This window comes from Pseudomonas sp. MF4836, assembly GCF_002018875.1.
Lineage (GTDB): Bacteria > Pseudomonadota > Gammaproteobacteria > Pseudomonadales > Pseudomonadaceae > Aquipseudomonas.
Map to the genome: position 1 here is coordinate 154527 of NZ_MVOL01000001.1, position 11555 is coordinate 166081.

At 56.4% G+C, this 11555-nt stretch carries 10 protein-coding genes and 4 pseudogenes; 8 read left to right on the forward strand and 6 right to left on the reverse strand.

Annotated features, from left to right (window positions below; all coding sequences use genetic code 11):
- Window positions 1-5 precede the first annotated feature (5 nt).
- The 3 genes from MF4836_RS00765 to MF4836_RS00775 form a co-directional block, all read right to left on the reverse strand.
- Window positions 6-2261, reverse strand: a complete 2256-nt coding sequence (locus MF4836_RS00765; RefSeq protein ID WP_078468647.1) for a xanthine dehydrogenase family protein molybdopterin-binding subunit — start codon at window positions 2259-2261, stop codon at window positions 6-8.
- Complete coding sequence (locus MF4836_RS00770; RefSeq protein WP_078468648.1) at window positions 2261-2716, reverse strand: (2Fe-2S)-binding protein; 456 nt, start codon at window positions 2714-2716, stop codon at window positions 2261-2263. The genes MF4836_RS00765 and MF4836_RS00770 overlap by 1 nt, the downstream gene beginning before the upstream one ends.
- A gap of 87 nt (window positions 2717-2803) precedes the next feature.
- Window positions 2804-3736, reverse strand: a complete 933-nt coding sequence (locus tag MF4836_RS00775; RefSeq protein WP_078468649.1) for an AraC family transcriptional regulator — start codon at window positions 3734-3736, stop codon at window positions 2804-2806.
- Window positions 3737-3966: 230 nt separating this feature from the next.
- On the opposite strand from MF4836_RS00775, the gene MF4836_RS00780 reads away from it, so the two are divergent.
- The 3 genes and pseudogenes from MF4836_RS00780 to MF4836_RS35720 all read left to right on the forward strand — a co-directional run.
- The gene (locus MF4836_RS00780; RefSeq protein ID WP_078468650.1) at window positions 3967-5175 is read left to right on the forward strand and encodes an MFS transporter; all 1209 of its coding nucleotides are present in this window, start codon (window positions 3967-3969) and stop codon (window positions 5173-5175) included.
- A 30-nt stretch (window positions 5176-5205) separates the two neighbouring features.
- Window positions 5206-5562, forward strand: coding sequence for a cyclophilin-like fold protein (locus tag MF4836_RS00785; RefSeq protein ID WP_078468651.1), 357 nt, complete (start codon window positions 5206-5208; stop codon window positions 5560-5562).
- Between the two features lie 219 nt (window positions 5563-5781).
- A pseudogene (locus tag MF4836_RS35720) lies at window positions 5782-5862 on the forward strand (lysis protein); the annotation flags it as partial.
- 35 nt (window positions 5863-5897) lie between these two features.
- Here the strand turns inward: MF4836_RS35720 and MF4836_RS34835 are convergent.
- Window positions 5898-6296 (reverse strand): Crystal protein ET79, encoded by a 399-nt coding sequence (locus tag MF4836_RS34835; RefSeq protein ID WP_153050171.1) that lies wholly within the window; start codon window positions 6294-6296, stop codon window positions 5898-5900.
- A gap of 480 nt (window positions 6297-6776) precedes the next feature.
- Here MF4836_RS34835 and MF4836_RS34840 point away from each other — a divergent pair, with 480 nt between their 5' ends.
- Window positions 6777-7307 carry a hypothetical protein gene (locus MF4836_RS34840; protein WP_153050172.1) on the forward strand — a complete coding sequence of 177 codons (531 nt, stop codon included), beginning with the start codon at window positions 6777-6779 and terminating at the stop codon, window positions 7305-7307.
- Window positions 7308-7654: 347 nt separating this feature from the next.
- Here the strand turns inward: MF4836_RS34840 and MF4836_RS00795 are convergent.
- Window positions 7655-8140 (reverse strand): annotated as a pseudogene (locus tag MF4836_RS00795) (siphovirus Gp157 family protein); the annotation flags it as partial.
- Between the two features lie 26 nt (window positions 8141-8166).
- Here MF4836_RS00795 and MF4836_RS00800 point away from each other — a divergent pair.
- Both MF4836_RS00800 and MF4836_RS00805 read left to right on the forward strand, forming a co-directional pair.
- Window positions 8167-8361, forward strand: a complete 195-nt coding sequence (locus MF4836_RS00800; RefSeq protein WP_193791377.1) for a hypothetical protein — start codon at window positions 8167-8169, stop codon at window positions 8359-8361.
- Entirely contained in the window at window positions 8358-8672 is a 315-nt protein-coding gene (locus tag MF4836_RS00805; protein ID WP_078468652.1) for a DUF2514 family protein, read from the forward strand. The genes MF4836_RS00800 and MF4836_RS00805 overlap by 4 nt, the downstream gene beginning before the upstream one ends.
- Here MF4836_RS00805 and MF4836_RS00810 read toward each other — a convergent pair.
- Window positions 8617-9006, reverse strand: a pseudogene (locus MF4836_RS00810) (SOS response-associated peptidase family protein); the annotation flags it as partial. The gene MF4836_RS00805 and the pseudogene MF4836_RS00810 overlap by 56 nt on opposite strands.
- 468 nt (window positions 9007-9474) lie before the next feature.
- Between MF4836_RS00810 and MF4836_RS00815 the strand changes: the two are divergent.
- On the forward strand, window positions 9475-10587 hold the full coding sequence (locus MF4836_RS00815; protein ID WP_078468653.1) for a hypothetical protein: 1113 nt from the start codon (window positions 9475-9477) through the stop codon (window positions 10585-10587).
- Between the two features lie 29 nt (window positions 10588-10616).
- A pseudogene (locus MF4836_RS00820) lies at window positions 10617-11435 on the forward strand (DUF4113 domain-containing protein); the annotation flags it as partial.
- Window positions 11436-11555: the final 120 nt, after the last annotated feature.

The window sequence follows — 11555 nt, forward strand, 5'->3', positions numbered from 1 at the left end:
GCTGATCAGGTGAAGGTGTGTCGGCTCATGGGCAGGCTGCGCACCCGCTGGCCGGTTAGCCTTGCCACCGCATTGGCGACGGCGGGCGCCACGGCGGGCAACGGCGGTTCGCCGATACCGCCCATTTTTTCCCCGCTCTCGACCACACGCACGTGTACCCGAGCCATCCGCGCAGGCGGCAGGATCGGATACAAATCGTAATTGCGCGCCCGGGGTTTGCCATCAATCCACACTGACTCCTCCACCAGCGTCTGGGACAGCCCCAGCGCCACGGCGCCATTGACCTGAGCTTCAACAATCGCCGGATTGACGATGCTGCCCGGGTCAATCGCCTGCCAGATGTCGTGCACCTTGACCTGGCCGTTCTCGATGGACACCTCGGCGATCACCGCCGTCTCTGTACCGAACGGCGAAGCCATGGCCACGCCGCGCGCACGTCGGCTGCCATCCTCGGCAGTAAACGGCCCGCGTTTCCAGCCGCCCGACAGCTCAGCCACCGCCTGCAGCAACGTGGTCAGCCGTGTGTTGTCGCGCAGCAAATGCAGGCGCAGGTCGAACGGGTCCTTGCCACCCTTGTCGGCCAGTTCATCAAGGAACGATTCATAGAAGAAGTCGTTGAGGGAATTGCCCACCGAACGCCAGTAACCGAGCATGGCCGGACCTTTGACGTAGATCTGTGCGATGCGCTTGTTGGGGACCGCATAGGACTTGCCCGACAACCCTTCAAGCGCCGTCGGATCAAGCTTTTCACCTTGCTTGCCAGCGAGGGCTTCGGTCGGGCCTTCGGTGGCACTGATTGCTTCGATTGCCAGCGGCCAGCCGTCGCTGTCCAGCGCGGCGCGGAAATTCACTGCGGCAACGGGACGGAGCACATCACGCAGGAACTCTTCCTCACGACTCCAAATCAGTTTGACCGGACGGCCAACCGCCTTGGACAGCGCGATCGCCTGAGGGTAGGGACTGGCCGAGTCGTAGAGAAAATGCCGGCCGAAGAACCCGCCCAGCAGCGGCGAATGCAAGGTGATGCGCGACGGATCCAGGCCCGTGCGTTTGGCGATGTCGGCACGGAACATGTCCGGTGCCTGATTCGGCAACCAGACTTCCAGCGAGCCGTCCGGATTGAATCGGGCCAGTGCAGAAGGCGGTTCCAGTTGGCCGTGGTTCAAGTATTGGTTGTGGTAAGTGGCGTCGACCCGGGTCTTGGTCCCCTTGAGAATCGACGCCACGTCGCCTTCATTTTCATCATCTTTGGCGGGGCCTTTATCTTCAGCGAGGCGCTTGAACCAGGCATCGCTGGAAAAGTCGGCGGGCATCGGCCGCACGTTGCTGTCGGCCGTTGGCTCCTGCCAGTCGACCTGGATCGCCTCGACGGCACGTTTGGCGTGCCACCAACGCTCGGCGACCACCGCCACGGCGCCCGGCAGACGATGCACGGAATGCACGCCTTTCATCGCCTTGACCTGGTCTTCGTTGCGCAGGTTGCCCACCGTCATTCCCAGGCGCGGGGCATGTTGCACGGCAGCATGCAGCATGCCGTCGACCTTCAGATCGATGGTGTAAAGCGCCTTGCCCGTGGACTTGTCGTAAGCATCGATGCGCTTCACCGGTTTGCCGATCCAGCGGAACGTGCTCGGATCACGCAGTTGCACGGAGGCCGGATCGGGAACCGGCAGATCCATCGCGCGTTCGGCCAGTTCACCGTAGGCCAGCGAGCGCCCCGATTTGGCATGCACGACTTTGCCTGGCTCGGTGCTCAACTCGTGCACTGACACCCCAAGCTGCTGCGCGCCCGCCTGCAGCAGCATGGCGCGGGCAAGGGCACCGAGGCGGCGCATGACCGGGTAACTCATGCGCACCGACATGCTGCCGCCGGTGATGCGCATGCCGTTCTCCATCACCACATAGGCCTCGCCGGGCGGGGCGGCTTCCACCAGAAAGGTCGCCGGGTCGGCATCCAGTTCTTCACCGACGATCTGCGCCATTGCGGTGAATGTACCTTGTCCGCCTTCCATGAACGGGCAGAGCAAGCGCACGCGGTTGTCCGGACGGATCTCGAGAAACGCCGGGACCTGCGTGCCGCGCTCGGCCGTCGCCGCCGTCGCCGTTGCAGCTTGCACGCGAGTCGCGCCAAGTGGCAGACCGAAACCGAGGACCAGTGCACCGACGGCGGTACCGGTCAGAAAACGTCTGCGCGAAACATTGATCGGTTCGTGCAGGTCCAGTGCCGAGGCGTGCTGTGAAGGGTCGATATGAACGTTCATCACGCGTCTCCCTTGGTGGCAAGTTCATGCACGGCGGCATGAATGGCGTTGTAAGTGCCGCAGCGGCACAGGTTGACCATCGCCGCCTCGATCTGCGCATCACTGGGTTTGGGGTTGTGTTTGAGCAGCGCGGTGGCGGCCATGACTTGCCCGGACTGGCAGTAGCCACACTGGGCGACCTGCAGATCGACCCAGGTCGAGACCACCCGCTTGCCCACTTCATCGGCTTCGATGGCCTCAATGGTGGTGACCTCGCGGCCGACCACGCCAGCCACCGGCGTGACGCAGGAGCGCACGACGTTGCCGTCCACCAGCACCGAGCAGGCGCCGCATTGCGCCAGGCCACAGCCGTACTTGGTCCCGGTCATGCCCAAGTCATCGCGGATCACCCACAGCAAGGGCGTATCGGCGTCGGCATCGACCTGATAGGTCTTCTGGTTGATTCGAAGTTCCATGGTTCACCCGCTTGATCATCGGTTGACGTGCATTGTTATGAGCGGTGACACGCGGCGAGGCGCATCACCGGTGACGCTGGTTTTTGTTCAGTTCGCTGCGGTGCCGAGTGCTTCTGCCTCGTATGGCTGCCCACGTAGAAGCGCAATGTCACGACTGGGCGCGGTGCCGAACAGCCGGCCATATTCGCGGCTGAACTGCGAGGGGCTTTCATAGCCGACTGCAAATGCAGCCCGCGAGACGTCCAGGTGCTCCATCAACATTAGTCGACGAGCCTCGTTCAGCCGCAGCCATTTCTGGTACTGCAGTGGGCTCATGCCGGTGAGCTGACGGAAATGATGGTGAAAGGTCGGGGCGCTCATCTGCACCCGTGCGGCCAGATCGTCGATGCGCAGGGCATCGGTGTAGTTGACCTTGAGCCAGTCGATGGCCTTGGCGATGCGATAACCCTGACCATCGACGGCAGTGATTTGTCGCAGCCGCGCGCCTTGATCGGTATGGAGCAACCGATAGTGGATTTCTCGCAGAATCAGCGGCGCCAGGACCGGGATCGCCTCGGGTTCATCCAGCAGTGCCAGCAGGCGATCGAGCGCGCCCTCCAGAGCAGAAGACAGGCTGCCAATCCCGACGCCCGTGCCCATTGATTGCTGGCGCTTCGCAGGCAAGCCGCTCTTGGTGATGACCTCGGCAAGCATGCTGATATCCAGTTTGAGTACGAGACCGACACAGGGCTGTTCGGGACTGGCAAGCATCACTTCGGAGTTGGCGGGCAGGTCCAGTGAGGTGACCAGAAACCGTGAAGGGTCGTAGTTGTAGCCCTCACCACCGACCCACAAGCGCTTTTCGCCGCGACCCACGAGAATCAGGCTGGGTTCTACCATGCACACGGCGGGCGGCGCCGGCTGGTCGCGACGAAACAGCGACAGCCCGGGTATGGCCGTGGCGAAGTCACCCGGTGCGCTCACGCGCGGGTCAATGTTCAACGCCAAAGGTGATTCATGGCGCAGAGGGGTATCGATCATGTCAGGTCACTCCTGTTGATCGAACTCTAATCCGCGCAAGAGACGTTTCCTATCCATCACCCTGCATCCCCAGAGGATCAGGCAAGCATTCAAGAGGAATGCACTGGGGAAGGGCCGGATTGACCGGGAGAATGTGTCTATCTGTTACAGGGGCAGTGCCCGGATGGGCGACAAACGGCTTGCCCCTGCGCATCGCACCCACTCGTTTTTTTGCACCTCAGGCAGTTCCCATGACGTTTCCTTCTACAGATCCTTCTAAAAGAACAGGTGGCTGGAGCGCAGTGCTGGCCATGTCGTTGGCCGCATTCGCCTTGGTCGCTTCAGAGTTCATGCCCGTTAGCCTGCTGACGCCCATCGCGGCAGACCTGCACATCACCGAAGGCCAGGCAGGGCAGGGTATTTCCGTGTCCGGTGCCTTTGCATTGATCACCAGCCTGCTGATTGCCTCGGTTGCCGCTCGCGTTGAACGGAAGAAGTTGCTACTGGGCCTGACCTTACTGATGATCGTCTCCGGTACGGTCGTCGCGCTCGCGCCGGGCTATCCCTCATTCATGTTTGGGCGTGCCCTGATCGGGATCGCGATCGGTGGCTTCTGGTCATTGTCGGCGGCGACTGCAATGCGCCTGGTGCAGCCTGATCAGGTTTCCCGGGCGCTGGCCATCGTCAATGGCGGTAACGCTCTGGCGACGGTCATCGCCGCGCCGGCGGGCAGTTTTCTTGGCTCGTTGATCGGCTGGCGCGGTGCATTCTTCTGTGTAGTCCCGGTCGCAGTGCTTGCCGCCGTGTGGCTGCTGATAAGCCTTCCGTCCTTCAAGGCCGAGCGCCAGGCAGGCAGCGGCAACGTTCTGCGGCTGATGAAACAGTTGCCAGTCGCCTTGGGAATGGTCGCCGTCAGCGTGTTTTTCATGGGCCAGTTCATGCTGTTCACCTACCTGCGGCCATTTCTCGAGGGCGTGACTGGCGTCAGTGTTTCAAGCTTGTCGTTGATGCTGCTGGGGCTGGGACTGGCAGGTTTTATCGGCACCTTTCTGATCGAAAGGTTTATGGGCCGCGGCCTCTACCGCACGTTGAGCGTCATCCCGCTGATCATGGCGGCCATCGCGCTGGCGTTAGTCAGCTTCGGCAAATCACCGGTACTGACCGCCGTGTTGCTCGGACTCTGGGGACTGGTTGCGACGGCCGCACCGGTCGGCTGGTGGACATGGCTGGCGCAAACGCTTCCGGATGATGCGGAAGCCGGAGGCGGCTTGCTTGTGGCCATTGTCCAACTGGCGATTGCCGGAGGCGCGATCATTGGCGGTCTGGCCTTTGACCTGAGCGGTTACAAAGCCACCTTCGAGCTCAGTGCCGCGGTGTTGGTTGCGGCGTCAGTGCTTGCCTGGCTGGCGGGTCGCAATGCCACGCAAGTTCATCTTGTCGAGTCGAGCGCGACAGCCTGACGTGATCAGCCGTCTCTCAGCGGATGGGTTATGGACATGAGCAGAAGTGGCGAGCAAGCAAGCGTGTGGCTGATCCTCTCGGCGATTTTAATCTGTGTATCGATGAGCCCTGTGGCCATGGCCCAAAGCTCATCGCTGCACCAAAGCACCGATCAAATGGCTCCGGGTAAAGAGATGCCTGTCATGCCAGACAACTCAGCGATGTTGACCAAGATCAAACTGAAATTTGCAGTTCAAAAGGCCGTGTTGGAACTCAACGACAATCCGCCTTCCCGCGATCTTGTGTCCATGCTGCCGCTCACGGTGAAGTTCAGCGACGATAACGCTTTCGAGAAAATCGCTTTTCCGCCGCGATGGAAGAGGAGTTTGACCTCCATCTGGAGTTGAGCGAGTGATGTCGCCGTTGCTGGGTTGGTTCATTGTTTGATCCCATGCTGCGGATCAAGGCTTTGTTCTGAGGCGAACTGAATACTCAGATCGTGCCTGCGCAGTATCTGGCACTTCACCCTTTATAACGGTGCAACAATGCCAGCGGAAATCAGGCAACGAGATGGGCTAACCCTGAGTGTTATGCAGTCCCCAAGGTGGGCCGTTGCAGCAGATTGTCTTGACCCAGCGCATGCTCAACGAATTGTTGCTATCACCTGCGAGGGTGATCAAGGATTGATCGCCCTCGCAGCGTGTTAGGCGTATGTCGGGGAACCAGTCGGACGCATCGACTGCTAGTTATGATTTGAGCCATTTTCTATCGTAAAAGTTACGGTCGCGTTATTACCTTTATCTGCGGTGTATGTGCATCTTACTAAGTCGTTGTCTGGATGTATTGAGTATGTGTTTCCGCCAGAGAAGGGGTTATCCCATTTGATGTTTATATCGTAGATCTCATCATCATCTGTGAATGAATAGGAGCATTCCCCCTCTGTTCCTGTCATGAATCCATCGGAGTCGGTTTCCCAGCTTGCATGCCCAGGGCCGTTGGATGTTGAGTTTTTAGTTATGCGATCTGGTGGATAAGTTATCCATTCGCCGTGGGGGAGTTTCTGCGAGGAGGTAATTAACCGTAAGTTGTACTTTGAGTTGTTTGTGACTTTTATGACTGTGCTTCTTGCGGCGTCAGACATGGCTGCTTCTCCGTTATTGGTCTTTATTGAACGTTGTTTTGCTAGCGGCTATCGGCAGGTGATATTGAGATTCAACATTAGTATTTAGTGTTGTGTTGTCAAGTTTTTAGGGGGTATTGTTTTTTGGTACTTTTGGACGCTTGGTTTTTTTGAAATTAAAGGCTCAGATTGTAAAATAAAATGCGGATCAGATTTATTGGTTTTTATCGTCACGGCGAGGATGGCCCTAGCCTCCGCTGCCCGAGCAAGTGTAACTGTAGGTAATGTCGGACATGGAGATGGCTGGTATAAAATGACTTTCTTGTCTGATTTTTTGACTGGCAAGAGGTCGAATCTAGGATGCATATCGTAAAAGAACTCATGTTTTCGGCGCAGGTGAGCTTCTTCAAGGTTCGATAATGTACGTGGAGGCGCCGTGGAGTTGGATGTTTACAGGTGTTGATTTCTTAAAAATGGATGGGATGCAATGGAGGTGTTTCTATGATTAAGTATGTCGTTAATTCCGATGTAAAAAAGATGGAAAATTTTTCGGTTCAGGAATTGATGGAGTACGCTAATAATAATCCTTCTGGTCCGTTACCTTTTTTTAAGGTGGAAGGTAAAGACACAAAAAATTTGGGTGTTGATGAAAGTGCCGTGATTCACTATGCGGATCAACCTGCAGCTATTATAGCCGTTGGTCTTTCCTCATGCGCAGCGGTGATATTGGCTCGTTATGATGGAGGTGTTCCCAAAAAAGCGGCTTTATATCATGCTAATGGCGGTACCATTAAAAAAGATAACTTGGTAGATCTTATGGTGCTGCTCGATCTTGTATGTGGTGAGCCTCTGCCGGAGTCTGTATCTATTTTGGCTATCTATGCCGTGCCCAAGAAGGAAGATAAATATTATATTGAGGATGCTAATAAAATATCTTGGTGTGGTGTTTCTTCTGAGAATATATTGCTAGTTTCGAATGCTGATCAGGGGAATTTCGGAATAAATAATAGATTTCTAGTTGGCGGTCTTTGATTTTATATTGGTTCGCTGCAAGGTAAATTACGCCACGATATCCATCGTGGCGACCTCTTCAGATTGTCGCGGCAATTTATTACAACCGATGAGTTGGGTTGCGACGTGCTGGTGAATGGTGAAAAATCTTTGGCCGACCCAATAGCCAGATTCAGAATTATCCTCGATACCATTTTCTGCAATTATTCGAAGCCGTGGCGCTCGCTCAATATCTGAAGAGCATCATCAAATTCTTTCGAGACAATCAGTGTTCGCTTCTCGGCGCCGATCTTGTCGAGCAGCTCCTTCTCTTCGTGCGCTTGTCCCGCTGGATCTGCGCGTTGTCCTTGGCCATGGCCAACCTCTTCTATTCCGCTTTCGCCACGCTCGAGGTGGGCCCAGGTGGGCTCTTCCAATAGTTCGGCTTCCGCGTCCTCTCCAGCAGTCATGCGCTTGCGGACGGCTTCGTTGTGATCGCGGATTTCCTTGAGACGAGTAGCGATTGTTTTCTTGTTTGGAGTGATCACGCTTTTCAACGACACAAACTCATCAGGCACTGTCTGTTCGTTGTCGACGATCACCCGCTCGGGCGATAGGGCAAGAGTGATGGTGAACAGCGGCCGCTTGATCGATTTGATATCTGCCGCTTCCATGTTCCGGCGCAGGTAGTCGCTGAGCTGGCCCACGGTGTTCGTCTTGATGCGCTTGAGCTCGTTGAGGCGGTTGACTTCTTTGTCGATGGCGTCGATATCGCCCTCGATGTTCCGGCACAGCATGACGATGTTGTCGGCCTTCACCTCGAACTCACCTTTGATGCCATCCATGGTATCCTAGATGGCCTGGCGAAGTCCTTCGCGCTGCCTGCGCTGCCCTGGACCTTGTGCATCACCCTGAACTGGTGGAGCAACCAGAGACTGCCGCCCTAGTCGCAGGTTGGCTCTGGCAGTCGAACGGCCTCAATGAGCTGGCCGACTCCGGGCAGTTCGCCAAAATCACCCGAACCAACAACGGCGTGCTGACTTGCCAGGCGGACCGTGTGGCGCTGCGGGACCTGGCGGCGAAGGTGCTGGCATGAACGCTTTGGCGCTGAAGGTCGGAGGGGGGGCGCTGGAGGTTCTGCTGCTGGCCGCGTTGGAGGCCAGGGCGCTGTTCAGCGTGTACGATCACGGCAAGGCGGTGAATGATGCGGGGTGGCAAACCCGCTGGGCCGACCGTGACGCCGTCGACAAACAGGCCAGGGCGCTGACCGAGCTCGCCGAGCGCGAGAAGGAACAGGCCCATCAACGATCAATCACGAAGGCGGCAGCAGCTGATCAAAGCCGGAGCAGGGGTGTACCTGGGCCGGAGCGCCGAAGAACAGGGGCCGACCGCTCTTCAATCGGATGAAGTAGAGCTACTTCTTCTTGGGATCATCGGGATCCCTTACCCACTCATCCCTCCCTTCGCTGGGCACATTGGCACAGCCTTTTGGCCAGAGCTGTTTGAAGAACTTGCCGGTGTTAACCGTCTCAACCCGCGCATTGATCGGTTCGGGTCTCTTTCCCTTCGCCCAAAAGGGCGCCCATCCCCAATGGACTGCATCTATGTGCGGGCCGTCCTCCTGACCGTGCAGCACTTGCACGTGCGTCGAAGGAGCGACGTTTAACCGGTTTATCGGTTGAGTGTCGTCGCCGCTGAACAGCTTGAGCTGCGGGCTCAGCTCTTCCATGTAGACCACCATCCCATCGGAAGAACTTGCTGCTAAGGGCCAAAATCGGCGATATCCATTGCTGTCACCCGGAATTGATGCAACTGCATTTATGGCGCCGCTGGGAGAGAGGCCTACTTACTGAAAATTGGTGCGCACCGTATCAACACAATCCTTGTAGACGCCAGGCAAAACACGGAGCGCCGGGAAATTCTTAGCGAACCCGCCGACGCCAGATTTCGACGTATTGAAGACAAGCAGATTGTTTTCTGTCTCAGTTACCCAGAGACCAATGAACGGATCGTAGTTAAATTTCGAGAGGCGTCGATGCTGGTTGTGACCGTTCAAAGTATTGGTTCTAATGGGCTGTCTCAGCAGAAAAAGCACCCTATTCGTTTTGGTCCAAGGTGAAGTGGTGTCTTTCCTTCGGTTGATAGAGCCCCACCATCCCTCACGCACCTTTGCTTCAAGTAGAGCCCCTGATGCTGGAATTAGCTTCGCATGTTTAAAACTATTGATATCCAATCGATCAATTCGAGGGCAATTAAATTGCACCGTGCAGGAGACGTAGAACAGTTCCCATCTGGCTACACGACGTACTTAGCACCGTTACCTCTTCCTACAGAGACATCGCCACATAGCCCTTACGTCAGCGAACTCAACGACACGTATCTGGACTTTGGAGGAGGCAAACCCCAAGTTTTTTCATGGCAGATGACCCTGGGAAGTCCGTTTACCGCCGCGCTCTTTATGATAGTAGGTACTCAACTGAGTATGGGACTAATCGCCGCTACCAGCGGCTTTGGATTGACTGAAATTCTGGAGTTCAGTGCAAGCCTTTTTATCGCTACTCTGAAACCAGCCTTTTATATGTACATAGTTGGACTTACTGTTGGATTAGTGGTGTGGATTTACAATTATAAAAAGTACACAAATATCATCCCCACACGCTTCAACCGTCAGCGCCGTGAAGTCTGCTTTATGCCCACAGGCGCAGAAACTCCAGTTTTCGTGCCTTGGGAATCGCTATCCGCCTGGGTGGTTCAGGCGCAAGGCACCACGCAATATGGTGTACGGCGACAGTACGGGATGGGCATGGGATATCAACATGAGGGCCAGATGGTCAGCGTAGAATTCGTTTGTGGAGGCCTCCCGCTCGCGATTGCCCATTGGGAGGCTGTGCGTGCCTATATGGAGTACGAAGTCCATGACCTCAAAAGCATTCAGGACGCCATGAACCTACAAGGCCCCAACGATCCGCCCCATGAAGGGATGCACACGTTCCGAAATGCGCGAACACGCCTACACCGCAGGATTCGCGAAAAGGAAGTGGGCTGGATTCACGGGTTCTTCTGGTATCTCTTCCATGTCATGACGTTCTGGACCTTACCCAATCTACTTGTCGAATGGGAAATTCGCCGAATTGCAAAAGTTGGGCGCAAAGCTTTGCCTGAGGTCATGAGTACATGGTCTGAGTCACTACCTGGGGAGCAATGGGCAAAACCCAGTGAGGATTTAATACGCCTGAGTAATCAGGTCAAGGAAATGAAAAAACAAAAACCAACACGCTTAATCACTGAAATTTTTGCAGACGTTTACCAAAAAAGAAAATAGTGAGAAAACTGTGGGTGATGATTGGCGCAACAGCAAAGCGCCTGCAGGCTCAAACCGGTGGCGTCGTGAACATCTGCGACCAGGTCAAGCGCGACTGGGTGTTACGCAACACCGACGTGTCCGAGGTTTGGGGCGTAGGCCGGCGAATGAAAGCGCACCTGGACGCCATGGGTCTCAAGACCGCGATGGACCTGGCCAAGGCCGACCCCTGGACGCTGCGCAAGAACTTCAGTGTGGTGATCGAGAAGACAGCGCGGGAGCTGGCCGGCACGCCGTGCCTGGAGCTGGACGAGCCTGACCCGCCGAAACAGGAGATCTGCTGCAGCCGGATGTTTGGCAAGCGCCTCAAGGACCTGGCACCGATTAAAGAGGCCGTGGCCACCTACATGATGCGTGCTTCGGAAAAGCTCCGCGCACAGAACTCCCTGTGCAAAAAGATCCGCGTCAGCATCCGCACCGGCATGTTCAATCCGTAGGAGGCCAACTACGCCAATGGCGTGATAGTGGATCTGTCATACCCGACCGATGATGTTCGGCTGCTTACCAAGGCTGCGGTTGATGCCCTTGATCGGGTATTCAGCCCCGGCTTCAACTACAGCAAGGCGGAAGTGATGCTGCTGAGCCTGTGCCAGCCTGGCGAGTACACCGACGATCTCTTCGCCATATCCCAGCCGGCCGAGGCCACGAAGGTGATGGCGGTCCTTGACCAGATCAATGGTCGATGGGGTAGGGGAACGCTGCGTTCAGCCAGCGTCCCGACCAGTCCGGACTGGGGAATGCGACGGGAGATGATGAGCCAGAGCTACACCACGAAGCTTGATCAGTTGTGGAAGGTTTCATGTCGATGACGTAGTAGTCCGACAGGCAGCTTACGGCCAAAAGCGGTCTCTCGTGAGTGCTAGCCCCGACCAACACTGTTGTCCGGCCAAAAACTTGAGGGAGCCTTATCTAGCGCATAGCTTGTTACA